The organism is Streptomyces sp. NPDC030183 (assembly GCF_055573455.1).
Genome location: NZ_JBVIBK010000015.1, coordinates 146379 through 169696 on the forward strand (window position 1 = coordinate 146379; position 23318 = coordinate 169696).

The 23318-nt window shown below is 70.3% G+C and carries 25 protein-coding genes, 1 tRNA gene and 1 pseudogene; 13 read left to right on the top strand and 14 right to left on the bottom strand.

Annotation, left to right across the window (positions count from 1 at the left end):
• Window positions 1-17: 17 nt before the first annotated feature.
• The 5 genes from ACZ4Z2_RS19740 to ACZ4Z2_RS19760 form a co-directional block, all read right to left on the bottom strand.
• Window positions 18-407 (bottom strand): PIN-like domain-containing protein, encoded by a 390-nt coding sequence (locus tag ACZ4Z2_RS19740; protein ID WP_468077678.1) that lies wholly within the window; start codon window positions 405-407, stop codon window positions 18-20.
• A complete protein-coding gene (locus tag ACZ4Z2_RS19745) occupies window positions 397-1053 on the bottom strand; it encodes a DUF433 domain-containing protein (protein ID WP_468077680.1) in 657 nt (218 codons plus the stop codon). The genes ACZ4Z2_RS19740 and ACZ4Z2_RS19745 overlap by 11 nt, the downstream gene beginning before the upstream one ends.
• A gap of 97 nt (window positions 1054-1150) precedes the next feature.
• Window positions 1151-2029 (bottom strand): hypothetical protein, encoded by an 879-nt coding sequence (locus tag ACZ4Z2_RS19750; RefSeq protein ID WP_468077682.1) that lies wholly within the window; start codon window positions 2027-2029, stop codon window positions 1151-1153.
• Window positions 2030-2312: 283 nt separating this feature from the next.
• Entirely contained in the window at window positions 2313-2453 is a 141-nt protein-coding gene (locus tag ACZ4Z2_RS19755; RefSeq protein WP_468077684.1) for a DUF397 domain-containing protein, read from the bottom strand.
• Window positions 2407-3324, bottom strand: a complete 918-nt coding sequence (locus ACZ4Z2_RS19760; protein ID WP_468077798.1) for a helix-turn-helix domain-containing protein — start codon at window positions 3322-3324, stop codon at window positions 2407-2409. The genes ACZ4Z2_RS19755 and ACZ4Z2_RS19760 overlap by 47 nt, the downstream gene beginning before the upstream one ends.
• Window positions 3325-3499: 175 nt before the next feature.
• On the opposite strand from ACZ4Z2_RS19760, the gene ACZ4Z2_RS19765 reads away from it, so the two are divergent.
• The 5 genes from ACZ4Z2_RS19765 to ACZ4Z2_RS19785 all read left to right on the top strand — a co-directional run bounded on the left by ACZ4Z2_RS19765 (window position 3500) and on the right by ACZ4Z2_RS19785 (window position 7490).
• Entirely contained in the window at window positions 3500-4018 is a 519-nt protein-coding gene (locus ACZ4Z2_RS19765; RefSeq protein ID WP_468077686.1) for an ATP-binding protein, read from the top strand.
• A 182-nt stretch (window positions 4019-4200) separates the two neighbouring features.
• The gene (locus ACZ4Z2_RS19770; protein ID WP_468077688.1) at window positions 4201-4980 is read left to right on the top strand and encodes an AAA family ATPase; all 780 of its coding nucleotides are present in this window, start codon (window positions 4201-4203) and stop codon (window positions 4978-4980) included.
• The gene (locus tag ACZ4Z2_RS19775; protein ID WP_468077690.1) at window positions 4977-5396 is read left to right on the top strand and encodes a hypothetical protein; all 420 of its coding nucleotides are present in this window, start codon (window positions 4977-4979) and stop codon (window positions 5394-5396) included. The genes ACZ4Z2_RS19770 and ACZ4Z2_RS19775 overlap by 4 nt, the downstream gene beginning before the upstream one ends.
• Window positions 5397-5490: 94 nt before the next feature.
• Window positions 5491-7032, top strand: coding sequence for a helicase domain-containing protein (locus ACZ4Z2_RS19780; protein ID WP_468077692.1), 1542 nt, complete (start codon window positions 5491-5493; stop codon window positions 7030-7032).
• Window positions 7029-7490 carry a hypothetical protein gene (locus tag ACZ4Z2_RS19785; RefSeq protein WP_468077693.1) on the top strand — a complete coding sequence of 154 codons (462 nt, stop codon included), beginning with the start codon at window positions 7029-7031 and terminating at the stop codon, window positions 7488-7490. The genes ACZ4Z2_RS19780 and ACZ4Z2_RS19785 overlap by 4 nt, the downstream gene beginning before the upstream one ends.
• 38 nt (window positions 7491-7528) lie before the next feature.
• Here the strand turns inward: ACZ4Z2_RS19785 and ACZ4Z2_RS19790 are convergent, their stop codons facing one another.
• Entirely contained in the window at window positions 7529-8161 is a 633-nt protein-coding gene (locus tag ACZ4Z2_RS19790) for a class I SAM-dependent methyltransferase (RefSeq protein ID WP_468077800.1), read from the bottom strand.
• Between the two features lie 186 nt (window positions 8162-8347).
• Here ACZ4Z2_RS19790 and ACZ4Z2_RS19795 point away from each other — a divergent pair.
• Window positions 8348-8533 (top strand): annotated as a pseudogene (locus ACZ4Z2_RS19795) (site-specific integrase); the annotation flags it as partial.
• A gap of 106 nt (window positions 8534-8639) precedes the next feature.
• Here the strand turns inward: ACZ4Z2_RS19795 and ACZ4Z2_RS19800 are convergent.
• The 3 genes from ACZ4Z2_RS19800 to ACZ4Z2_RS19810 all read right to left on the bottom strand — a co-directional run bounded on the left by ACZ4Z2_RS19800 (window position 8640) and on the right by ACZ4Z2_RS19810 (window position 10775).
• Window positions 8640-8713: transfer RNA gene (locus ACZ4Z2_RS19800), tRNA-Pro, on the bottom strand.
• Between the two features lie 29 nt (window positions 8714-8742).
• Window positions 8743-9576 carry a Pr6Pr family membrane protein gene (locus ACZ4Z2_RS19805; RefSeq protein ID WP_468077695.1) on the bottom strand — a complete coding sequence of 278 codons (834 nt, stop codon included), beginning with the start codon at window positions 9574-9576 and terminating at the stop codon, window positions 8743-8745.
• A 269-nt stretch (window positions 9577-9845) separates the two neighbouring features.
• The gene (locus ACZ4Z2_RS19810) at window positions 9846-10775 is read right to left on the bottom strand and encodes a metallophosphoesterase (RefSeq protein WP_468077697.1); all 930 of its coding nucleotides are present in this window, start codon (window positions 10773-10775) and stop codon (window positions 9846-9848) included.
• A gap of 187 nt (window positions 10776-10962) precedes the next feature.
• Between ACZ4Z2_RS19810 and ACZ4Z2_RS19815 the strand changes: the two genes are divergently transcribed.
• Window positions 10963-11427, top strand: coding sequence for a GatB/YqeY domain-containing protein (locus ACZ4Z2_RS19815; protein WP_055716363.1), 465 nt, complete (start codon window positions 10963-10965; stop codon window positions 11425-11427).
• A gap of 335 nt (window positions 11428-11762) precedes the next feature.
• Here the strand turns inward: ACZ4Z2_RS19815 and ACZ4Z2_RS19820 are convergent, their stop codons facing one another.
• On the bottom strand, window positions 11763-14066 hold the full coding sequence (locus ACZ4Z2_RS19820) for a transglycosylase domain-containing protein (protein WP_468077699.1): 2304 nt from the start codon (window positions 14064-14066) through the stop codon (window positions 11763-11765).
• A 407-nt stretch (window positions 14067-14473) separates the two neighbouring features.
• On the opposite strand from ACZ4Z2_RS19820, the gene wblA reads away from it, so the two are divergent.
• A complete protein-coding gene (gene wblA / locus ACZ4Z2_RS19825) occupies window positions 14474-14812 on the top strand; it encodes a transcriptional regulator WblA (protein WP_033524587.1) in 339 nt (112 codons plus the stop codon).
• Window positions 14813-15127: 315 nt separating this feature from the next.
• On the opposite strand, the gene bagB is transcribed toward wblA, so the two are convergent.
• Both bagB and bagA read right to left on the bottom strand, forming a co-directional pair.
• Window positions 15128-16474, bottom strand: a complete 1347-nt coding sequence (gene bagB, locus ACZ4Z2_RS19830) for an ATPase BagB (protein WP_468077701.1) — start codon at window positions 16472-16474, stop codon at window positions 15128-15130.
• Window positions 16471-17448: an ATPase BagA gene (gene bagA, locus ACZ4Z2_RS19835; protein ID WP_468077703.1), complete on the bottom strand. Its 978-nt coding sequence runs from the start codon at window positions 17446-17448 to the stop codon at window positions 16471-16473. The genes bagB and bagA overlap by 4 nt, the downstream gene beginning before the upstream one ends.
• A 129-nt stretch (window positions 17449-17577) precedes the next feature.
• Between bagA and ACZ4Z2_RS19840 the strand changes: the two genes are divergently transcribed.
• The 4 genes from ACZ4Z2_RS19840 to ACZ4Z2_RS19855 all read left to right on the top strand — a co-directional run bounded on the left by ACZ4Z2_RS19840 (window position 17578) and on the right by ACZ4Z2_RS19855 (window position 19982).
• Window positions 17578-17742: a DUF4177 domain-containing protein gene (locus ACZ4Z2_RS19840; RefSeq protein ID WP_099966959.1), complete on the top strand. Its 165-nt coding sequence runs from the start codon at window positions 17578-17580 to the stop codon at window positions 17740-17742.
• Window positions 17739-18206: a RidA family protein gene (locus tag ACZ4Z2_RS19845; RefSeq protein ID WP_468077706.1), complete on the top strand. Its 468-nt coding sequence runs from the start codon at window positions 17739-17741 to the stop codon at window positions 18204-18206. Before ACZ4Z2_RS19840 ends, ACZ4Z2_RS19845 begins: the two co-directional genes overlap by 4 nt.
• 79 nt (window positions 18207-18285) lie before the next feature.
• Window positions 18286-19155, top strand: a complete 870-nt coding sequence (locus ACZ4Z2_RS19850; RefSeq protein ID WP_468077708.1) for an NUDIX hydrolase — start codon at window positions 18286-18288, stop codon at window positions 19153-19155.
• Complete coding sequence (locus tag ACZ4Z2_RS19855; RefSeq protein ID WP_468077710.1) at window positions 19152-19982, top strand: MBL fold metallo-hydrolase; 831 nt, start codon at window positions 19152-19154, stop codon at window positions 19980-19982. Before ACZ4Z2_RS19850 ends, ACZ4Z2_RS19855 begins: the two co-directional genes overlap by 4 nt.
• 249 nt (window positions 19983-20231) lie before the next feature.
• On the opposite strand, the gene ACZ4Z2_RS19860 is transcribed toward ACZ4Z2_RS19855, so the two are convergent.
• Both ACZ4Z2_RS19860 and ACZ4Z2_RS19865 read right to left on the bottom strand, forming a co-directional pair.
• Complete coding sequence (locus tag ACZ4Z2_RS19860; RefSeq protein ID WP_468077712.1) at window positions 20232-21068, bottom strand: nucleotidyltransferase domain-containing protein; 837 nt, start codon at window positions 21066-21068, stop codon at window positions 20232-20234.
• 196 nt (window positions 21069-21264) lie between these two features.
• The gene (locus ACZ4Z2_RS19865; RefSeq protein ID WP_005476003.1) at window positions 21265-21939 is read right to left on the bottom strand and encodes a Crp/Fnr family transcriptional regulator; all 675 of its coding nucleotides are present in this window, start codon (window positions 21937-21939) and stop codon (window positions 21265-21267) included.
• Between the two features lie 275 nt (window positions 21940-22214).
• Between ACZ4Z2_RS19865 and nth the strand changes: the two genes are divergently transcribed.
• Window positions 22215-23279, top strand: coding sequence for an endonuclease III (gene nth / locus ACZ4Z2_RS19870; protein ID WP_468077714.1), 1065 nt, complete (start codon window positions 22215-22217; stop codon window positions 23277-23279).
• Window positions 23280-23318: the final 39 nt, after the last annotated feature.

Consider the following 23318-nt stretch of genomic DNA (forward strand, 5'->3'; position numbering starts at 1 on the left):
GCCGTCCGCCGAATCGGTCAGGGCGGCCAGGTGCGCTCCACGCGGTCGCGTCGTACCGCGTAGGCGGCGGGACCGCCCCTGCCAACCGCGCGATGGATCGCCTCACGGTGAGCGCCGAGCCGTTCGACCATCTCGACACTGCGCAGCTGCTGATTGTCGAGGTAAAAGAGCACCGTCTCACGCTCCAGGACCGGTCGGATCTCCAGATCTCGGCTCTTGATCCGGCCGTCCTTCGAGAGCGGCACCCATGACTGGTCGAGACCGTAAGCGATCCACTCCTCATCGGCGACATCCTGTCCGTCGTCGGGAAAGACGTCACCGATGCGGTGAACGGTCCAGCCGCACGCCCTCAGCCCTTCCGCGACACGACGTCCGAGATTGCGGTCGAGGAAGAACTCAGGCGGCAAGGCGCACCACTGCCCGGCACAGCTCGTCCACCTGCTCGGGCGTCATGTCGAAGTCGTACGCGATGTCCTCGACGCTCTCCCCGGCCTCCCAGAGATCGGTGATGGCGTTGACCGCGACACGGTTGGCGGCCACGACGGGCCTCCCGTGACCGAACCTCGGGTCGATCACGACGGGTACGGAGTCCGGGTACTGCCTGAGCCGCAGACTGGAGGGGAAATCGTCGTCGGGCTCCCAGTTCAGGTAGCGGAGGTAGTCGGAGACCACTTCGTGGATGGGCGCCTGACCGTCCCGGGCCCTGCGGAGATCGCCGAGGCCGTGCTCGATGAAGATGTCCACGCCGTCCGTCGCGATCCGCTTCGACACGAGGCCGTACGGGGTGGCGAAGGCATCCCGTACGGCAGCGGCGGCTTCCTTGATCTCGCTCATCCGGAGCCCCAGGGATCGCAGGGAACGGAGGACGTGCGCCTCGGCCACCGCGATGAACGGCACCGAGGGCTGCCCCTTGCGCGGCGGCTCGACCTGGTGGACCAGGGGCGCCCCGGCAGCCCTGCCCTTCAGCCACGAATGGAGCGTCGACTGCGGAATCTGCAGGTAGGAGGCTGTTTCCGTGGGAGTCAGAAGTCCGTCCCGGAACCTGTCGACCATGACCCACCTCCTCCTGCCGTCTTGCTCGGTACCCGGTTTCGCATCGTCGCACATCAAGCCTGCCACCCAGGAGCGGACCGGACACCCGCCCACCAGCTCAGCCGGCCGCACGCAGGTGTTCCTCGCCAAGACGGTCACGGCAGCTCCGGCAGTGTCCGGGCTCCGGAGCGCGGAAGGCGCGCTCGCAGCCGTCGCAGGTCTGGAACGGCAACACGGCTGGGCGCTCGCCCGGCTCGGGCAGCGGTGCCGGGGGTGGCACGGGCAGCGGAGTCTCCCGGAGGCGGAAGGCGAGGACGCTGGCCGGTCGGGCCCGGAAGCGGTCGGGGAGCCGTGCGGTCAGTAGCTCGGTGATCTCCCGTGGTCCGACACCGGCCGCCAGCCACTCGGCGACGGCCGGCGCCAGGCGGGTGGCCTCCTGCGCGGACAGGACGAGGCGGGGGTCGACCCGGCGCAGGGTGGTCAGTACGGCCACCGCCTTGGGGTTCGCGTCGGCAAGCGCGGGCGCCGGGCCGCCGGGCTCCTCAGGAGTGGGAGCGGGCACCGGTTCCCGTCGGGGCGCGGGCTCCTGGACGGCAGGCCGGGGTCGGCGCGGTTTCGGCGGCTCGGGCGGGGCGTCCGGGCCGTGGCCGCCGGGCACGTCGTAGAAGTACGTCCGGGTACGGACCTGCCCGGTGGGCGTTCGTTCGCGGCGGCGTTCCAGGTATCCGGCCGCTTCGAGCTCCCTGAGCGCACGCGAGATGAGGATCTCGCCCTCGCTGAAGTGCTCGCAGAGGGCGGCGATGCTCACGGGGGAGCCGTCGGGGAGGGAGGAGATGTACGCCGCGACGCCGACCGTGACCGCGCTGCCGCGTCGCTGGGCGAGGGCGTTGGAGAGCACCGTGAAGTCGGCCGTCAGCCGGGTGCGTACATGGATCACGCCGGAGGTCGGAGCTCCGGCGTCGGCGCGCAGGGGCGCGTTAGACTGCGGGTCAGCCATCGGGAAGGCGTTCACTTCCTGATCGGTCAGGCCCTCGATCGGGATTGCCGTCCCGGCCGGGGGCCGTCGTCTGTGTGAGGTTGTCGCGGCGAACGTAACGGTCTGTGTCCCGCGCCTGCAAGCCGGTCACTCGCACGGGTGACGCACGCCCTCCGGCGCGGGGAGGGTGGGTGGGCGGGTAGTTCTTTCCCCGGTTCTTTCAGGAGGTCAGCGGCCCGCCGGACCCTCGCGAACAAGGGCCCGGTGAACCCGCAATGCGGACGGCGGCCAGGGCCCGGCCACCTCAGAGACGGTGGTGCCCGGCCTTCAACTCGTCTATGAAGGCAGCCCAGGCAGCGGCTTCGAAGCACAGCGCCGGACCCTGCGGGGCCTTGCTGTCACGGACCGGGACGACGACCCCTCGGAACCCGTCGGCCACCTCCACGCAGTTGCCGCCTTCCTGATTGCTGTAGCTGCTCTTGCGCCAGGCGGCGCCGTTCAGATCGGGACGGGACCTTCGCTCCACGGTGGTTGTCCTCCATCACGGATCGGATCATGTCGAGCGACATGAGCGGGGGCAAAGCTGCCGCCCGCAGCCGATCGTAAGCCAGCGCGAAACTCCTGACCTGGTCTGGCTCCTCGATGAGTTGGCCGTAGTGCGCGCCCTCGGTGTAGGCGATTTCCGAGCCGTCCGGCATGGTGAGCACCGTGAGCGAACCGCCCATGACATCGTGCTCGCCCTGGTCGAACGGCAGTGCCTGCACAGTGATGTGAGGTTCCACCCTGGTCCTGAGCAGCCGCTCCAACTGCTCACGCATCACCGCATGACCACCAACGGGACGCCGGAGCACCGCCTCGTCGAGCACCACCCACAGCTCGGGCCGACCGGGCGTGCCCAGCCGCTCCTGCCGTCCCATCCGAAGGGCGACCCGCTCTTCCAACTGCTCTTCGCTGCCGAGCGTCCGACCGACTCTCAGCACCGCACGCGCGTAGTCCTCCGTCTGCAGCAGGCCCGGCACCACATGAGCCGCGTACTCGCGGATGGCAACCGCCCGCTCCGAGTACTCCATGAACTTCCGCGACCAGTCCGGAAACGCCTCCCGGTACACGTACGGCCACAACTCAACCAGCAGGTCGTCCGCGCCGAGCGCCGCGTCCAGCGCACGCGCCAGCTCCAGCGTCGGCTTCGCTCCGGACGCCCGCTCGATCTGGGTGATCCGCGTGCTCACCACATGTGCCAGATCGCCCAGCTCAGCCTGCGTCAGCCCCGCCGTCGTCCGGAGCCTGCGCACCCGGGCACCGAACAGGGCCGCCATCGACGCGCTGGGGTCAGTTCCGTTGGCCAAGGCATCACTTCCGTTCCTTACGGCCTGAAAAGTAAGGCGGCGTCACCTGTCGAGCGTAGGGCGATCGGTCGACCCTTGAGTACGGAACGTGACGATTCGTATGCGTCGCGGAACGCCTCGACATGAATGAAAGGGACGAACGGCCGTGCTGACAGAAACCGCCACCCCGGGAGACAAGCCGCGACGCAGTGCGGCACCGCCTGCGGAAGCTGTGGTGCTCGGCGGTGGCGAGCGTGAACTCCAACCGCTCGTCGCGCATTTCCCCTCCTCTCCGCGAGCTGCGCAGCTCGCCCGGCGGCACGCCGTCCGGTGGCTGGAGGAACGGGGCTACCCGCCGGCGTCGGACGTGTCCTGCACGGTCGCCCTCGTCGTCGGCGAACTCGCGGCGAACGCCTTACAGCACGGTCGGGTGCCCGGCCGGGAGTTCGGCCTCCGACTTGCCCTCGATCGGGCTGCGGGCCTGCTGCGTGTCGAGGTCGCTGACGCCGCCTCCGCGAAGCGGCTGCCCACGACTGCGCCTTCGTCGTCTCCCGAGGAGGAGTCCGGCCGGGGGCTGCTCCTGGTGGACGCGCTGGCCGTGCGCTGGGGGTCGGCGCCTCGCCGCCCGGTGGGCAAGACGGTGTGGGCGGAGCTGAGCCTGAGCAGCCAACTATCTTTCGGATAAGGAATTCTGATAACCCTGGTCATCGCCATATTCATGGTCTGCAACTCCCTTCCGTTCCTAACGTCTGTCTCGTCAACCCGGGCTCAGCAGAGCCGTCGGAACAGACCACGGAAGGGCGGAGAGCACCATGACGGAACACCCCGAGCACAACCAGCCCCCAGAGCAGGGCGAGCAGGTCGGCCGTGCGCAAGCTCGCGATGGACGTGTCGGTGGACGGTACGGAGGCGGCGGCCCTCGGCGTCATGAGCCAGGGCGAACTGCACTCCCTCGCGCTCTCGCTCTTCCTGCCGCGCGCCGCCGCACCCGACAGCCCGTTCGGGTTCGTCGTCATCGACGACCCCGTACAGTCCATGGACCCCGCGAAGGTGCACGGCCTCGCGAAGGTCCTCCACGACCTCGGAGAGACCCGTCAGGTCGTGGTCTTCACCCACGACACGCGGCTCCAGCGGGCCTTCACCCACCAGGAGTTCCCGGTCACGGTCCTGGAGGTCGAACGGGAGGCGCGGTCGGCGGTGACCGTGCACCGGGTGACCGATCCGATCGGCCAGGCGCTCGCCGACGCGCGCGCCCTCGCCCGCACGCCGGACCTTCCGCCGGTCGTCATGACCCACGTACTGCCCAGCCTGTGCCGCACCGTCCTGGAGCGGGCCTTCTCCGAGGCCGCCTGGCTGCGGCTGCACCGCGCCGGACTGACCGAGCCCGAGGCCGAGAAGACCGTCGCGGCCGCCGTCACGCTCCTGGACATCGCTGCCCTGGGGCTCTTCGGCGACGCGTCGAAAGGGGTGGCGGACATCTACGGCGAGCTGCGCAGGCGGTGCGGATCCGAGGCGGTGAGCCTCGTCCGGCAGTGCCAGGAGGGCGCGCACCCGTCCGGCACCACGATGCCCGACCCCCTTCGCTTCGTGAGGGACGTCGAAGCCGTCGCCCAGACCGTGCGCAAGCCGGAGGAGAACACCCGGTGAACACGACGACCCGTCAGCTGATCGACGCCGCCGACCTGCTCCTCGGAGCCGGGGCCGGGACCTTCCCGGCCCCCGTCGCCAGGGTCGAAGCCGCTCCGCCCACCGTGCTCGCCGCCACGGCGGTGAGCAGGAACCGCGGTGCCGCCTTCGCCCTGCGGGCCGCGCTGGAGAACGCGGTCGCCGACCACCTCGCCGCCCGCAACGCTCCGCGCGCCATCCGCTCGGGCACCAAGCGGGCCGCGTTCCTCTGGCTGCGCGGCTGCGCCGAGCCGGAGACGGCCCGCCGCGCCAAGGCCGTGTGGTGCCGGCTCTGCCTGGGCTGCCACTACCACCAGTACGAGATCGGACCGACCGAGGACCAGGTACGCGCCTGGCGCACCGAAGTGGTCTCGGTGGTCACCTTGTGGTCCGTTTGAGGCGGTCCGAGCACCGTTCTCTGCTACTTCTGTACCAGGGGAGGCGGGCCTTGGCCCGCGACAGCGCGCGCAGCGCTGCGGGAGGGGAACACACGTGAGTACGACATCACGAGCCGCGGCCATCGCCGTGGAACAGAAGGCCGTCGACCGCGCCTACGACTGCTACGAGGCACGGCTCGCGGAACTGACCGGACAGACGGCGGCGACGGCCTGCGCGAGCGGCAAGGACAGCATCGCCGCCCGCAAAGGCGCGGAAGAGACGGCGGAGAGTTACGCCGGTCTCGGGGGAGAGGCCCTGGTCATCAGCCGGGTCGACGTCCAGGACCCGGGCGACGAGGAGCCGGAGACGTTCTACGTCGGACGTCGCCCCGTGTTCGACCCCGAGAACCGGGACCAGGTGGTCGTCAACTGGACGACCCCGATCGCCGTACGCTGGCACAACGCACTGCCGGAAACACCCGGCGAGGTGCTGCTGCGGCGGCAACTGCGCTGCGTCGAGCGCACGGTCGAGGACTACCGCGACGAGATCACGCGAGCCCGAGCACCGCAGACCGGTGAGTCACGGGCCGAGGCGCCGGCGCCCGAGCATGAGACGCCCGTACCGGAAACGACCGCCGTGGGCACCGCCGCACCGGAAGCCGCCCCGCGCGGCCCCACAGCACCGGACGTGGCAGACGACGACCGGACCGGCGAGGAGCAGTCCGTACCGCCCCGGCCCGCTCCGTCGCCACGTGACGTCGCCCGCAGGCAGCGGAGGAAGCCCCAACCGGTCGACGACTTCCTGCTTCAGGAGCTGCGCAGGTCACGCAGCGGCCGGATGCGGGACATCGTCGAGACGATCCGACGCGACCAGATGGCCCTGGTCACCGGCTCACCCGCGGACATCCTCGTCATCCAGGGCGGACCCGGAACGGGTAAGTCCGCGGTCGGCCTCCACCGCGTGACCTGGCTCGTCAACAACGACCACTTCCGCGCCCAGGACATCCTGGTCGTCGGACCGCACCAGAACTTCCTCGACTACGTGGGCCGAGTCCTGCCCACCCTCGGCACCCGCAACGTCAACGCGGTCCAGTCGGCCCGGCTGTGGGAAGGAGAGATCCGCGGCACCGACACCGTCGCCGCGCGGCTGGTGAAGTCCGACGAACGGATGGCGGCCGTCCTGCGGCGACGGGTGGAGAGCGAGTGCCGACCGGAAGCCCTGGACTCCCTCGTATCCGCTCCCTCGCATGCCCAGGACGAGGCGGCCTTCGTCGTCACCGTGGGCAGCCTGGCCCTCCGGCTCCCGCGCTCTGAGGTGCTCGGCCTCCTCCAGGACGCCCGCGAGGGTGCCGGAGCGTACCGGGCGCGCAGGGACCGCTTCCGCACCCTGCTGGTCGACCGGCTCCTGAGCGAGCTCGTACGGATCGCTCCGCGCCGCAGCCGGGACCGGACCGTACGCCGCGACCTGGAGCGCAACCGGCAGGTCACGGCTGTCGTCGAGCGGACATGGCCCTCGTTGAGCCCCGAGGAGGCACTGCGCAGCCTGCTCGACTCGCGCACCCGGCTGAGCGAGTGTGCCGCGACCGACCTCGACGAAGCGGAGCAGGCCGCCCTCCTCGACGCCGCCAGCACCATCGCCCACGAGGAGTCCGCATGAGAATCTCTGGAACCCAGCGGACCGAGAACGAGAACCGCATCCGCGCCGCCATGGACCGTCTCCTGCGCGGCGAGATCCCACCCGGCGGAAAGTGCGACGTCAAGACCCTCGCCCGCGAAGCGGGCGTCGACCGCACGGCCTTCTACGGCACCCGCCCCTACGCACACCTCCGCGTCGAGTTCGAGCGACGTCTGGACGCCATGCGCGAGACCGGCGAGATCCCCGATCCTCGCGAAGCCCAGATCACCCGGCTGAAGGCAGAGAACACCAAGCTCCGGGAACGGCTGGCCCGGTCGGAAGAGACAGTCGAAGAGCTCAGCGACTTCCGCAGCCAGGCCCTGGCCCGGCTGGCCGCACAGCACGAGGAGATCGTTCGGCTCCGTCAAGCCGCTGCAGGGACAAACCGAGTCAGCCGCCTTCCCACTCCGCGAACCACGGTGATCGGGACCTGCAGTTGATGCGGGGCGGAGCAGAGGGGAAACACCACGTGGTCCCGTCAGCCGTGGTTGCGAAAGACGAGCAGATAGCGCCAGAAGAGGAGCCTGCGGATGTTGCATCCGGGCAGCAGCACCGCGGCTTCCCGGCGGATCTCGGCCAGGGGCATGGCCGGCTGTCTCACCGGCGCCTTCACCCCTTCCCGACGAGTCGCAGCAGAGACAGAGCGGAGTTTGTCCCTCACCGCGGCAGCCAGCCTGGCGACGGCGTTGACGGGCACAGCTGCCAGGCTCCAAGCCCAGTCGAGCCGGGTCTTCTCCGGATAGCACCCCAAGATCACGAGAACCCCGCCGGGCGCAAGCGCGTCACGCAATGCGGCGACGGTGTCGAACGGCATGTGGTGAATGCTGGCGAGGCACGAGATGAAGTCGTAGTGCGCCTTGGGAAGTTCGACTTCAGTCACGTCCGCGTGCTGGAAGCGCGGACTCCGGTCACCGGTCATCCGACCGGACAGCGCGCGAGCCTCCGCGATGACCTCCTCCGACGGATCGATCGCATCGACCTCTATGCCCAGATGAGCGAGCCGACGCGCGAACTGGCCGGTCCCGCACCCCACATCCAGTGCCGCACCGCAGTTCCGCGGCACCTGGCGCAACAGCAGACGGTGATAGTGATCGTTGTGATCAAAAGGCATGGCCCCGACCCTGCCACAGCGGACGCACTCGGCCTCACCTTCCGCCATCAAGACCCTTGCGGTGATCTGCGTCACATCAGCGGGTCCGGAATGCAACACGAGCCGCTGTCATCGTCGCGAACGCGGCGCCGGCAGCGGACCTGCTCAATGGCAACACGCACCCGACCGCACACGCCCTCTGCGGACACAAGGCACAGCTTCGTGTCACTGCTCTCCGACCGGGGCGTCCCGCTGGAGGAGATCTCGCGGCTCGTCGGGCACTCAGGTACCGCCGTCACCGAGGAGGTCTACCGTAAGCAGATCCGGCCCGTGATCCAGACTGGAGCCGTGGTCATGGACGGCATCTTCGGAGCCGCGCGGCAGCAGCCGTAGTCACTCAGCAGGCACTCTAGAATCGATAGTCACGCAGTTAGACACGCAGCAACGCCAGAGGGCCCTTACCGAGTCGGTAAGGGCCCTCTGACCTGGTACTTCACTGTCGGGGTGGCGGGATTTGAACCCACGACCTCTTCGTCCCGAACGAAGCGCGCTGCCAAGCTGCGCTACACCCCGATTGTCGCTGCTTGTCGCGGCGACGTCGTTTACTTTAGCCCACCGGGGGCTGGAGACGAAATCCGGTTTTCGGGGCGGCGGTCATGGCTGCGCGGGCGGCCTCGGCGGGGGCGGACGAGGTCGGGGCGGAGGCGGTCGAGGGCGACCAGTGCCAGGGCGAGGGCGTAGAGGGCGAGGCCCAGGAGCAGGGCGTTGCCGAGCACGCTCTTGTAGCCGTGGCGGTCGACGTCCAGGAACGGGTAGAGGTACGGCGCCGGCCAGTCGGGGGTCAGCAGGGCGGCCCGGCCCAGCGTGAACGCCAGGAACGCCATCGGGTAGAGCGTCCAGACCACGGTGTGGCCCAGCCGCAGGGCCGCCGGGCGGGTCAGGAAGAGCCAGTCCGCCACCACTGCCGCGGGGATCACCGTGTGGAACCCGAGGTTCGTCAAGGCGTGCCAGCTCGTCGGCGTCACCGGCGCCCCCGTCGATGTCACCGTCATCGAGAATGCCGTCGCGTCCGTCATCAGGACCAGGTGGTACACCAGCGCCGCGACCACGGCATACAGGACCGTGCCACCCGTCACCACGGGCGGCAGCGGGCGCTGGGCCGCCCAGGCGCGGCGGGACGACGCGGCGAAGACCAGCGCCACCAGCACCGTGCTCTGGACCGAGAAATGGCTGAGGACGCGCAAGGGGCTGCCCGCGACCATCTCGATCATCACAGTCACCGCCGCTGCCAGTGCCACCACGGCGCGGAAGACAGCTGTCGGCTTCCGTCGGGTCGGTGCCACCACCGCCGTCGCGGGCACGACGGACGTCACCGGTGCGGGGATGCCCGAGATCGCGGGCAGGTCTGGGATGTCCCTGGGTATCGGTGCGGTCATGCGCTCACGCTAGGCTGCGCCGACATACCGGGCGATTCGGGCGGGCCGTTCGGGCGATCCGTCCACTGGCAGTGGTCTTTCGTTCGGCCAGGCAGTTCGGCCAGGCAGTTCGGTCAGGCAGCGCCCGCTCGCGTTGTGACCGGCGGCGATCACCCTCCGTTCAGTTCACCGGCTCTCCGCCACGCCCCGGTCCAGTCCACCCGCTCGTCTTGCGCCTCGCCGCGGCCCACCGGCCCCGTCGGCCCCCGTCCCTTCCGCGCGCCGCGCCCCTACCGATCCCTCTCCACCAGCGTCAGCAGTGACGCCTCCGGTGGGCAGGCGAAGCGGACGGGGGTGTAGCGGTTGGTGCCGCAGCCTGCTGAGACGTGCATGTAGGCCGTGTGGTCGCCGACCGTGTGCGTGGAGAGGCCCTTGACTCGGTCCGTGTCGAGGTCGCAGTTGGTGACCAGCGCACCGTAGAAGGGGATGCACAGCTGGCCGCCGTGGGTGTGGCCGGCCAGGATCAAGGGGTAGCCGTCGGCGGTGAACGCGTCCAGCGACCGCAGATACGGTGCGTGGACGACACCGAGGGAGAGGTCGGCCGACTCGGACGGGCCGCCGGCGACCCGGTCGTAGCGGTCCCGCTTGATGTGCGGGTCGTCCAGGCCGGTGAGCTCGACCGACATGCCCTCGATCTTCAGCGTGCCCCGTGTGTTCGTGAGGTTGAGCCAGCCGGCGCCGTCGAAGCCGTCCCGCAGGTCCTCCCACGGGTTGTGGATCGCACCGACCACCGGCTTGTTGCCGTTCAGGCCGTGGCGGCCCTGCGCCTTCTCCATCAGGTACCGCGCGGGGTTGCGCAGCTTGGGGCCGTAGTAGTCGTTCGACCCGAAGACGTACGCCCCCGGGAACTCCATCAGCGGGCCCAGCGCGTCCAGCACCTCCGGGACGCCCTCGGTGTCCGACAGGTTGTCCCCGGTGTTGATCACGAAGTCGGGGCGCAGCCCGGCCAGGGAACGCAGCCAGCGCTGCTTCTTGCGCTGCCCGCTCACCATGTGGATGTCGGAGACCTGGAGTATGCGCAGCGGCCGCATGCCCGGTGGCAGCACCGGCACCGTCACCCGCCGCAGCCGGAACGAACGGGCCTCGAAACCCGCCGCGTACAACACACCGGCGGCACCGGCCGCCGCGATCCCCAGAGGTACTCCGTAACGCGCTCGCATGCGTCCATCGTGTCAGACCCCGGCGCGGCATCGCGCAGCCTGTGGACAACCGTGCCGCGACGCCGCCGCTCGCCAACTCTGCCTGTGGACAACCGACTCCGGGCCCGCCCTCCCGAACCGTCCCCTTCCGCGCACACCGGCGAAATCAAGGCGCGCCTCCCGCATCACACCTGCGACAATCGACGGCATGACCACGCTCAAGTCGAAGCTGCAGGAAGACCTCAACGCCGCGATCAAGGAGCGCGACGAGCTCCGCTCCTCGACGCTCCGGCTGACGCTCGCCGCGATCACCAAGGAGGAGGTCGCGGGTAAGGAGAAGCGCGAGCTCTCCGACGACGAGGTCCTCAAGGTGATCACCAAGGAGGCGAAGAAGCGCCGCGAGGCCGCGGACGCCTTCGCTCAGGGTGGTCGGGCCGAGTCGGCCGAGCGGGAGAAGGCCGAGGGCGAGATCCTCGCCGAGTACCTGCCCAAGCAGCTCTCCGACGAGGAGCTGAAGCAGATCGTCGTCCAGGCCGTCGAGGAGGCGAAGGCGGCCGGTGCGGAGGGTCCGCGCGCCATGGGCCAGGTCATGAAGATCGTCAACCCGAAGGTGGCCGGTCTCGCCGAGGGCGGCCGCGTCGCCGCGATCGTCAAGCAGCAGCTCGCGGGCTGACCATGACCGCGTGAGCGGCTGGGCCCTCAAGCCCGGCCCGGCCCCGGCCCAGGGGCCCCTGCTCAGCAGGCACCGGCTCTGCAGGCCACGTGCCCACCATCCCGAGCCCCACAGGTCCCGAGGCAGGTCCTGAGCGGCTGAGCCCTCGGCCACCACAGCCATACGGCGGTGGGGCGCCCCTTCCTGGAAGGAGCCCCCCACCGCCGTACGCATATGTGCCCGGGGCCGTCAGGCCCGACCCTTGAGCGGCCCGTCGGCCCTACCGCCAGCGGCCCCACGCCCCGAAACCCTCAACCACGGAACGCCGAACGCGGAACGCCGAACCCGCCGGCCCCTCACCCGCCGAACCCTCCGCCGTTGCCGCCGTTCCCGTTGCCCCGGTTGCCGCCGTTCGTCTGGCCCTGGATCCAGTCCTCGGGGATCGTGAACTCGGGCGTCGGGAACGTACCGCCGTCGGTGCCGCCGATGAAGCCGTCGTCGCCGCCGTTTCCGTTCCCGCCGCGACCGCCGTTGCCGTTCCCGTTGTCGTCCCCGTTGTCGTCGTCGTCGCGGTCGCGCGGCCGGTCCTCGGGGAGCGGGACGGTGGTGAAGCCGGGGGCTGGCTCGCCGGCCAGCGCGCCGGTCATCATGTCGCGCCAGATCGGGCCCGGGACCTTGCCACCGAAGACCTTGCCCCAGGTGGTGCCGCCGATGGTGATGTTGACCATGCGCCGCTTGTGGGCCGGGTCGCCGACCCAGACAGCGCCCGCCATGTTCGGCGTGTAGCCCACGAACCAGGCCGCGTAACGGAAGTCCGTCGTACCGGTCTTACCGGCGCTGGGGCGGCTCGCGCCGAGGCCCGCCTCGGTACCCGTGCCGTCCTCGACCACGCCCCTCAGCAGGGTGTTGATGGTGTCCGCGGTGTTCTCCGACATCGCGCGGGAGCACGTCGACTTCGGCACCTCCAGCGACTTCGACTTCTCGCCGACCCGCTGGGTGATGGACTCGATGGCGACCGGCGTGCAGTACATACCGCGCGCGGCGAACGTCGCGTACGCGTTGGCCATGGTCAGCGGGGACATCTCCTGCGTGCCCAGCGCGATCGACGGGTTCTGGCCGATCTTCGCGCCGTCGGCCCGGTCGACGCCCATCTTCTTGGCCATCTCCGTCACCGGGCAGATGCCGATGTCCGCGATCATCTGGACGAAGTAGGTGTTGACCGAGAGCGCGGTCGCCTTCCGCAGCGAGTAGGGGCCGACCTCGGACTCGTTCTCGTTGGTGAGCGTCGTGCCTGAGGTGTTCACCCAGTTCTTGCCGCCGCACACCGAGATCGGGCTCGGGTACTCCATCTTGTACGGCGCGGAGTACGTCTTGCCCGGGGACATCCCGCCCTCCAGCGCCGCCGCGGCCACGATCGGCTTGAACGTCGAACCGGGCTGGTAGCCCGCGCCGCCGCCCATGCTCTTGTCCACCGAGAGGTTGATGGTCGTCTCGTTCTGCTTGACGTCCATGCCGTACGGCCGGGACTGGCCCATCGCGAGGATCTTGCCGGTGCCGGGCTCCACGATGGTGGCGGCGGTCGCCACGTCGTCCTTCTGGTAGACGTGGTCCTTGATGGATGCCTGGACGGACTTCTGCGCCTTCGGGTCCAGCGTCGTCCGGATCGTGAGGCCGCCCTGGTTCCAGGTCTTGGCCCGGTCCTCCTTCGTCTTGCCGAAGACCGGGTCGTTCAGGAAGACCTCGCGGACGTAGTCGCAGAAGAAGCCCGCGCCCTTCACGGCCGTGATGCAGCCGTTCTTCGGCTTGCTGACGTCCAGGCCGAGCGGCTTCTTCTTGGCCTTGTCGGCCTCCGACTGCGAGATGTCGCCCACTTCGGCCATGCGCTGCAGCACGATGTTGCGCCGCTTGGTGGCCTCCTGCGGGTCGTTCACCGGGTCGTAGCGGCTCGGTGACTGCACGATGCCGGCGAGGAGCGCGGCTTCCTCGACGTCCAGGTCCTTGGCCGACTTGGAGAAGTAGCGGCGGGAGGCCGCCTCGACGCCGTACGCCTGCTGACCGAAGAACGTGATGTTGAGGTAGTTCTCGAGGATCTTCTTCTTGCCGAGCTCTTCCTCGAGCTGGATCGCGTACTTCAGCTCGCGGATCTTGCGGCCGAGGGTCTGCTGGGTGGCCTGGGCGACCTTCGTCGGGTCGTCACCGGCCTCCTCCACCGCCACGTTCTTCACCAACTGCTGCGTCAGCGTGGACGCGCCCTGGGCGACGCCGCCCTCCTGGGCGTTCCGGTTGAGCGCGCGCAGCACGCCCTTCAGGTCGATCGCGCCGTGCTGGTAGAAACGCGCGTCCTCGATCGCGACGATCGCCTTCTGCATGTACGGCGAGATGTCCTTGAGGTCGACCACCGTACGGTCGCGGGAGTAGACGCTGGCGATCTGGTCGCCCTTGCTGTCCAGGATCGTGGTGCGCTGACTCAGCGGCGGCTGCTTGAGGGTGGCCGGGAGTTCGTCGAATCCCTCGACCGACCCCTTGGCGGCCAGCCCCAGGACACCGACCGCGGGCAGCGCGATGCCCGCCATGACGGCGCCCGCGAGCACGCTGACACCGAGGAACTTGGCGGCCTGCTGCGTGGGGGACAGACCACCGCCCGAGCGCTTGTTTGGCATGGAGGCAGCCTACGTTCTCATTCGCCGGACACACGTACAGGCCTTGGCCTAAGCTGCTCTCAACTGTCACAACCGTTGGCCCTTGTATCAAGTACGTCCGGCGAGCCCGAATCGTTCCGACGTTCTTCCGATTTTTTCCGGGGTCGTGTCCGAATCCGCCTTGTGTGTCATTCGGTGTCCGTTGTGGCGCATGTCAACTGTCCCGATCTGTCGGGATAGTCACGTATGCCCTCGGGTCACTCCCGCGGGTGATCTGCCGCTTACGCATAGTCCGTTCGGGCCATTCAAGATTGGGCCCGAAGGGGGTGTTGCGCTGTGCCCTCCTTCCGTAACGTCCTCAACTGGCGGCGGTGAATATGCCGCTGCCGCCGTGGGGGAGCCTCGATTCGGGAGAGGACGGCGCCGGTATGGGCTGGGTAACCGACTGGAGTGCGCAGGCTGCCTGCCGCACTACCGATCCGGATGAACTGTTCGTTCAAGGAGCAGCGCAGAACAGGGCCAAGGCGGTGTGCACCGGATGCCCGGTGCGGACGGAGTGCCTGGCGGACGCGCTGGACAACCGCGTCGAATTCGGCGTGTGGGGAGGAATGACGGAGCGCGAGCGCCGCGCACTGCTGCGCAGGCGACCCACTGTCACCTCGTGGCGCCGGCTCCTTGAGACCGCGCGCACGGAGTACGAGCGTGGCGCGGGCATTCTGCCGCTCGACGATGACGAGATGTACGAGAACTACGCGGCGGTGAGCTGAGGACGAGACCCCTTGAGGGTCCCGTCGGTCCAGGGCGCCCTTGAGGTGTCGGCGCGTCGGGCAGGTGTGCCGACTCTCGGGTGCCCCGAGACATCGTTCAGCTCTCGTGACGCCGGTCGTTCGCAGGCCAGTCGTCAGGTCGTTCGCAGGCCAGTCGTCAGGTCGTTCGCAGGCCAGTCGTCCGGTCGTTCGCAGGCCAGTCGTCAGGTCGTTCGCAGGCCAGTCGTCAGGTCGTTCGCAGGCCAGTCGTCAGGTCGTTCGCAGGCCAGTCGTCAGGTCGTTCGCGGGTGAGTCGTCCGAGGTGGGCAGCTCCGGTCAGTCGTCCGAGGTGGGCAGCTCCGGTCGTACGGTCGCGAGCCGGTCCCCGATGTCCCGCAGGCCGGCCAGGTCATGGACATCGCCGGGCAGCGCGGCCACCTCGGCCACGGCCACCTCGGGATGCAGCGCGGTGAAGCGGTCACGTGTGCGCTGCTCGCGGGAGAGCAGCCGCATCCGCTCGGCGTGCAGCCTGAGCAGACCTGCGGTGAGCCGCTCGACGGCGCGATCCGGGGCGGGGGAGCCGTCCTGGGCGCCGGTGGATGCGGGAGATTCTGAACTGCCGGACGTGTCGGGAGAGTTACGAACTGCTTTCCCGTCCATCTGATCCACAATGCGGGGCTCGTCAAGATTTTCCGCGGCGGCGAGCGCGCGCTCGGCGGAGAGCTGGGCCGCGCCGCTGCCGTGGACGCGGTTGAGGACCAGACCCGCCAACGGCATGTCCTCGGCCGCCAGCCGCTCCACGAAGTACGCCGCCTCCCGCAGCGCGTCCCGCTCCGGCGCGGCCACCACCAGGAACGCCGTCCCCGGCGCCTGCAGCAGCTTGTACGTGGCGTCCGCGCGGGTACGGAAACCGCCGAACATGGAGTCCATCGCGGCCACGAACGTCTGTACGTCTTTGAGTAGTTGACCGCCGAGCAGCTTGCCCAGGGCGCCTGTCATCATCGACATGCCGACGTTCAGGAACTTCATCCCGGCCCGCCCGCCGACCTTCGCGGGCGCCAGCAGCACCCGGATCAGCTTGCCGTCCAGGAACGAGCCGAGCCGCTTCGGGGCGTCCAGGAAGTCCAGCGCCGAACGCGACGGCGGGGTGTCCACGACGATCAGGTCCCACTCGTCGCGGGACCGCAACTGGCCCAGCTTCTCCATCGCCATGTACTCCTGCGTGCCCGCGAAGCCCGCCGAGAGCGACTGGTAGAAGGGGTTGCCGAGGATCGCCGACGCCCGGTCCGGATCCGCGTGCGCCTCGACGATCTCGTCGAACGTGCGCTTCATGTCGAGCATCATGGCGTGCAGTTCCCCGTCGCCCTCGATGCCCTTCACCCGGCGCGGGGTGTTGTCCAGCGAGTCGATGCCCATCGACTGGGCGAGCCGCCGGGCCGGGTCGATGGTCAGCACGACCACCTTCCGGCCCCGCTCAGCGGCCCGCAGCCCCAGGGCCGCCGCCGTGGTCGTCTTGCCGACGCCGCCGGCGCCGCAGCACACCACGATGCGGGTCTCGGGGTCGTCGAGCAGCGGGTCGACCGCCAGGGGGCGGATCGAGTTGATCGCGCGGTGTCCGTCGGAGACGTGGGCGGGGTCGGTGGGGGCCGAGTCGTGCGGGGCGGCGGCCGGGTCCGAAGTCATGAGATCCCTTGCTGACGCAGTTCCGTGGCCAGTTCGTACAGTCCCGCCAGGTCCATGCCCTCGGCGAGCAGAGGCAGTTCGTGCAGCGGCAGGCCCAGCTCGCCCAGGACACCCCGCTGCTCGTGCTCCAGGGTGTGCCGCTCGGCGTACTCCTCGGCCTGGGTGAGCAGCGGCTCCACCAGACGCTCGGCGTTGCCGCCGCGCCGCGCGCCGCCGAGGCCGGCCGTGGACAGGGACTTGGCGACGGCCGTACGCGGCACTTCGCGCGCCAGCTCCAGCTCCTCGAAGTCCAGCAGCTCGGGCCGCACCATGTTGACGATGATCCGCCCCACCGGCAGCTTCGCCGCACGCAGTTCGGCGATCCCGTCGGCCGTCTCCTGGACGGGCATCTCCTCCAAGAGCGTCACCAGGTGCACGGCCGTCTCCGGCGACTTCAGCACCCGCATGACGGCCTGGGCCTGATTGTGTATAGGGCCGATCTTCGCGAGTCCGGCCACCTCGTCGTTCACGTTCAAAAAGCGCGTGATGCGGCCGGTGGGCGGGGCGTCCATCACCACGTAGTCGTACGTGTACCGCCCGCTCTTCTCCCTGCGGCGCACCGCCTCGCACGCCTTGCCGGTCAGCAGGACGTCCCTGAGGCCGGGCGCGATGGTGGTGGCGAAGTCGATCGCGCCGAGCTTCTTCAGGGCGCGGCCCGCACCGCCGAGTTTGTAGAACATCTGGAGGTAGTCGAGGAGGGCCAGTTCGGGGTCGATGGCCAGGGCGAACACCTCCCCGCCCCCGGGAGCCACCGCGATCTTCCGCTCCTCGTACGGAAGGGCCTCCGTCTCGAAGAGCTGCGCGATGCCCTGTCTGCCCTCGACCTCGACCAGGAGGGCGCGCTTCCCCTCGGTCGCGAGGGCGAGCGCGAGTGCGGCGGCGACCGTGGTCTTTCCGGTCCCGCCCTTGCCGCTGACGACCTGGAGCCTGCTCACGTATTCGAGACTAACCAGTCCGCGCGCGGCATACGCGGGAGGCTGTGGACAACTCCGCCCCACATGGCCCTCCGGACCGCCCCGGGGCAGCGGCGGAACCGGTACCGGCCAGGGGCTAAAGTCGGCCGCATGACCAAGAAGTGGGAATACGCGACCGTGCCGCTGCTCGTCCACGCCACGAAGCAGATCCTGGACACCTGGGGCGAGGACGGCTGGGAGCTCGTCCAGGTCGTGCCCGGGCCGAACAACCCCGAGCAGCTCGTCGCCTACCTGAAGCGCGAGAAGTCGGCATGAGCGCCGTCGAGGCCAAGCTCGCGGAACTCGGGCTGACCCTGCCCGAGGTGGTCCCGCCGCTCGCCGCGTACCAGCCGGCCGTGCGGTCCGGCGTGTACGTGTACACCGCCGGCCAGCTCCCCATGGTGGACGGCAAGCTGCCCGTCACCGGCAAGGTCGGCGCGGAGGTCACCCCCGAGGAGGCCAAGGACCTCGCCCGCACCTGCGCCCTCAACGCCCTCGCCGCCGTGAAGTCGGTCGCGGGCGACCTGGACCGCGTGGCCCGCGTCGTGAAGGTCGTCGGCTTCGTCGCCTCGGCCGCTGACTTCACCGGCCAGCCCGCCGTGCTGAACGGCGCGAGCGAGCTCCTCGGCGCCGTCCTCGGCGACAAGGGCGTGCACGCGCGGAGCGCGGTCGGCGTGGCCGTGCTGCCGCTGGACGCGCCGGTCGAGGTGGAGATCCAGGTGGAGCTCACGTCGGAGTGACCGCCCCGGGCCCCCTCGGCATCCACAAGATCGCGGGGGCTCACTCGAACATCCGGCCGTCACGGGTTAGCCTCCGCCCATGGCAAACGGGCAGTGGTACCCACCCGAGTGGCCGGACCGCATCCGCCGACTCGCGGCCGGCACGCTGACACCGGTGACCCCCAGGCGGGCCGCCACCGTCATGCTGCTCAAGGACACGGCCGACACCCCGGTCGTGCACATGCTGCGCAGACGCGCCTCCATGGCCTTCGCCGGGGGCGCGTACGCGTATCCGGGCGGCGGCGTCGACCCGCGCGACGACGACCACCGGATCCGCTGGGCCGGCCCCACGCGCGCGTGGTGGGCCGACCGGCTCGGTGTCGACGAGACCGGCGCCCAGGCGATCGTCTGCGCGGCCGTCCGCGAGACGTACGAGGAGGCCGGTGTCCTGCTCGCCGGCCCCACCCCCGACACGGTGGTCGGGGACACCACCGGCGACGACTGGGAGGCGGACCGCGCCGCCGTGGCCGCCAGGGACATCAGTTTCGCGGAGTTCCTGGACCGCCGGGGCCTGGTCCTGCGCTCGGACCTGCTCGGCGCCTGGACCCGCTGGATCACCCCCGAGTTCGAGGCCCGCCGCTACGACACCTGGTTCTTCGTGGCGGCCCTCCCGCAGGGCCAGCGCACCCGCAACGCCTCCACGGAGGCCGACCGCACGGTGTGGATCCGCCCCCGTGAGGCCGCCGAGGGCTACGACAAGGGCGAGCTGCTGATGATGCCGCCCACCATCGCGACCCTGCGCCAGCTCACCGCGTACGACACGGCCGCCGCGGCGCTCGCCGCGGCACCCGCTCGCGATCTGACCCCCGTGCTCGCCCGGGCCCGCCTGGAGAACGACGAAGTGATCCTCTCCTGGCCCGGCCATGACGAGTTCACCAAGCGCGTACCGTCCGGGGGAGGCCCCGCATGACCGACGCAGCAGCCCTCCCCGGACAGCCGCGCGGCGGCGTCCTCTCGGGCCCCGCCACCACCCGCGCGGTGAACGTCCTCGCGCCGAACGCGTCCGCGATGACCCTCGACGGCACCAACACCTGGATCGTCTCCGAGCCCGACTCCGCGCTGGCGGTCGTGATCGACCCCGGCCCGCTGGACGACGGCCACCTGCGCAACGTCATCGACACGGCGGAGCGGGCCGGCAAACGCGTCGCGCTGACCCTGCTCACGCACGGCCACCCCGACCACGCCGAGGGCGCCGCACGCTTCGCCGAGCTGACCCGGACGAACGTACGGGCCCTCGACCCCGCCCTGCGGCTCGGTGACGAGGGGCTCGGCGCGGGCGACGTCGTGAGCGTCGGCGGCCTGGAACTCCGCGTCGTCCCCACGCCCGGCCACACCGCCGACTCGCTCTGCTTCCACCTCCCCGCCGACCGGGCCGTCCTCACGGGCGACACCGTCCTCGGCCGCGGTACGACGGTCGTGGCCCACCCCGACGGCCGCCTCGGCGACTACCTCGACTCCCTGCGGCGCCTCAGGTCCCTCACGGTGGACGACGGTGTCCACACCGTCCTCCCCGGCCACGGCCCCGTCCTCGACGACGCCCAGGGTGTCGTCGAGTACTACCTCGCCCACCGCGCCAACCGACTGGCCCAGGTCGAGACAGCGGTCGAGGACGGCTACTCCACCCCTGGCGAGGTCGTCGCCCACGTCTACGCCGACGTCGACCGTTCGCTGTGGCCGGCCGCGGAGCTGTCGGTACGGGCGCAGATGGAGTACCTGACCGATCATGGCCTGATCTGAGGGGCGAGGCCCGGAGGGCCTTGCGGCGGCGTGAGCGGCCCGCTGAGGGCCGAGCGCGCGCCGGAGGCCGCTGGATGCCACCGGAGGTGCGCTGGGGTCCGAGAGGGGCTCAGGGGGCTGTGAGGCTCACGGGGGCTGCGGGGCTCACGGGGGCTGCGGGGCTCAGAGGGCTGCGAGAAGGCCGCGAGGGGGCTCGGGGCTGCGAGGGGCAGGAAGTCGTTCCCAGGGCCACGGTGCCCGCCCTCACCCCTACCCGTCTTCCGGGCGGGGCGTCTTCACGCCGTGCACGCGCGTGTACTCCTCGGCCAGCCAGGGGCCGAGGTCGTCGACATAGGACCGCAGCAGGGCTTCATGGCTCTCGGGGGCGGCATCCGGGTCGTACCCGGCGACCGCCGCCGCCCTCATCCGGTCGGCCTTCTCGGGGTAGTACTCGCCGAACGCCTCCGCCATCTCGTGGAGGTCGCTGGTCCAGCCGTTCCAGCGGGGCATGACCAGGGTGAAGCCGGTCCGGACCAGGCGGCGGGAGCAGGAGCGCACGAGGGAGCGCCGGTCCTCGGGGGAGGCCGCGTCGGCGATGCGTTCACGCCAGCGGGGCAGCAGCCGCGCGAGGTCGCCGTTGGTCTCGCGGGCGAGCAGGGAGTCGGGACGGTACCGGGGCAGGTCCTCGGCGAGGTCCTGGCCGAGCAGGGGGGTGCACAGGCAGGCCACGAACCACCCGAGGTCGTAGCGCTCCGGATCACTGAGCACCCGCGCCCGGCTGACGAGCAGCGTTCCTGCCCCGTCGATCTGCGGGAACTCCCGGTCCAGAGCCTCGTCCAGCGCTCCGGCCTCCGCCCGGTCCGCGTCGGTGGGCTCGTCGCGCAGCACGACCAGCAGATCGAAGTCGCTGCGTCCCGGGCGAGCGGTGCCGCGCGGGATCGACCCGTACAGGTACGCACTGTGCAGCCGCGGTCCGAACACCTCCAGCACCCGGTCCCGAGCCGTGGCCACCACGCCCCGGAACCCCTCCGGCACCCGCCCCAGCGCCCCCTCCCGCTCGATGTACCCCCGCGCGTCCAGCCCTCTGCGGGCCCCTCTCGCAGCCATACGACCACTGTGCCTCCAGGGGCGGAGCGAGGCAGGTCGTCCAAGGCGTGGCAAGAGCACGGAAAACCGCCGGGGCCCGCCCCCACGATCGGGACGGGCCCCAGTGACGTACGCGCAACCGCTGTCGGCGACCGGTGACCGGTGGCCGGCGACCGGCGACCGATGACGGCGACCGGTCATCGGTGGGTGGCGAAGGTCAGCGCGACCGCTTCGCCAGACGTTCCACGTCCAGCAGGATCACCGCGCGGGCCTCCAGCCGCAGCCAGCCACGCTGCGCGAAGTCGGCGAGCGCCTTGTTGACGGTCTCCCGGGAGGCTCCGACGAGCTGCGCCAGCTCCTCCTGCGTGAGGTCGTGCACCACGTGGATGCCCTCCTCGGACTGCACGCCGAACCTGCGGGACAGGTCCAGCAGCGCACGGGCGACACGGCCGGGAACGTCCGAGAACACCAGGTCGGACATCTGGTCGTTGGTCTTCCGCAGCCTCCGCGCGACGGCGCGCAGCAGCGCGGCCGCCACCTCGGGCCGCGCGTTCAGCCACGGCTGGAGGTCGCCGTGGCCGAGGCCGAGCAGCTTGACCTCGGTCAGCGCGGTGGCGGTGGCCGTCCGCGGTCCCGGGTCGAACAGCGACAGCTCGCCGATCAGCTCACCGGGTCCGAGCACGGCGAGCATGTTCTCGCGGCCGTCGGGCGACGCCCGGTGCAGCTTGACCTTGCCTTCGGTGACCACATAGAGGCGGTCCCCGGGGTCGCCCTCGTGGAAGAGAGCGTCACCGCGCGCGAGGGTCACCTCACTCATGGAGGCGCGGAGCTCCGCGGCCTGCTCGTCATCGAGCGCCGCGAAGAGCGGGGCGCGCCGCAGAACGTCGTCCACGAGTTCTCTCCTTGTCGACCTGCTCAGGGGATCTTGCTCCCCGTAGTACCAGGGGACCGTGTTCCCCGTTTAGCCGGACGGTCCAAACAGTGTGATCTGTCACAAGGATGCCGCACACATGTCCCTGGGTAAGCGTCAGGGGTCCAATTGGGGGCCGATCTTCAGGGCCCGGGGCGGATGTCGGTGGCGGGCTTTAGGCTGGCCGAGTGTCCAAATCGCCGGTGAGAGCACAGGCCAAGGGGGCTGGACGGGTGGTTGTACGTCGCGATTCCGCTGTGGGCGAACAGGGCCCCTCGGGAGCGAAGAAAACGGCAAAGAAGACGAACGCGTCGGCGCCCCCGGCGGTGGCGGAGCGCACGCCTCCGGCGGCAGAGCGCATGCCCGCGGCGGCGGAGCCCGCCCCCGGCGTGTCGACCCCCGCCAAGAAGGCGACCCCCGCCAAGAAGGCGACCCCTGCCAAGAAGGCGACCCCTGCCAAGAAGGTTGCCCCCGCCAAGAAAGCGACCGCCGCCCCGAAGCCCTCCAAGCCCTCCAAGGCCGCCAAACCCCCCAAGCCCCCCAAGCCCGAGTCCCCCACCGCCCTGGTCCGTCGCGCCCGGCGCATCAACCGTGAGCTGGCGGAGGTGTACCCGTACGCCCACCCGGAACTGGACTTCGAGAACCCCTTCCAGCTGATCGTCGCCACGGTCCTGTCCGCCCAGACCACGGACCTGAGGGTCAACCAGACGACACCGGCCCTCTTCGCGAAGTACCCCACCCCCGAGGACCTCGCCGCGGCCGACCCGGAGGAGGTCGAGGAGATCCTCCGGCCGTGCGGGTTCTTCCGGGCGAAGACGAGGTCGGTGATAGGGCTGTCGAAGGCCCTCGTGGAGAACCACGGCGGCGAGGTCCCCGGCCGCCTCGAAGACCTGGTCAAGCTGCCCGGCGTCGGCCGTAAGACCGCCTTCGTGGTGCTGGGCAACGCCTTCGGCCGGCCCGGCATCACCGTGGACACACACTTCCAGCGGCTCGTCCGGCGCTGGCGCTGGACCGAGGAGACCGAGCCGGACAAGATCGAGGCGGCCATCGGGGCGCTCTTCCCGAAGAGCGAGTGGACGATGCTGTCGCACCACGTGATCTTCCACGGCCGCCGTATCTGCCACGCCCGCAAGCCTGCCTGCGGAGCCTGCCCCATCGCCCCGCTCTGCCCGGCGTACGGCGAGGGCGAGACCGACCCGGAGAAGGCCAGGAAGCTCCTCAAGTACGAGAAGGGCGGTTTCCCCGGTCAGCGCCTGAAGCCCCCGCAGTCGTACCTGGACGCGGGCGGCATCCCGGCCCCGCCCCTGGGAGCCGCCGGATGACGTCCCTCCCTGTGCCGATCGCGCCACCCCCTTCTCGCC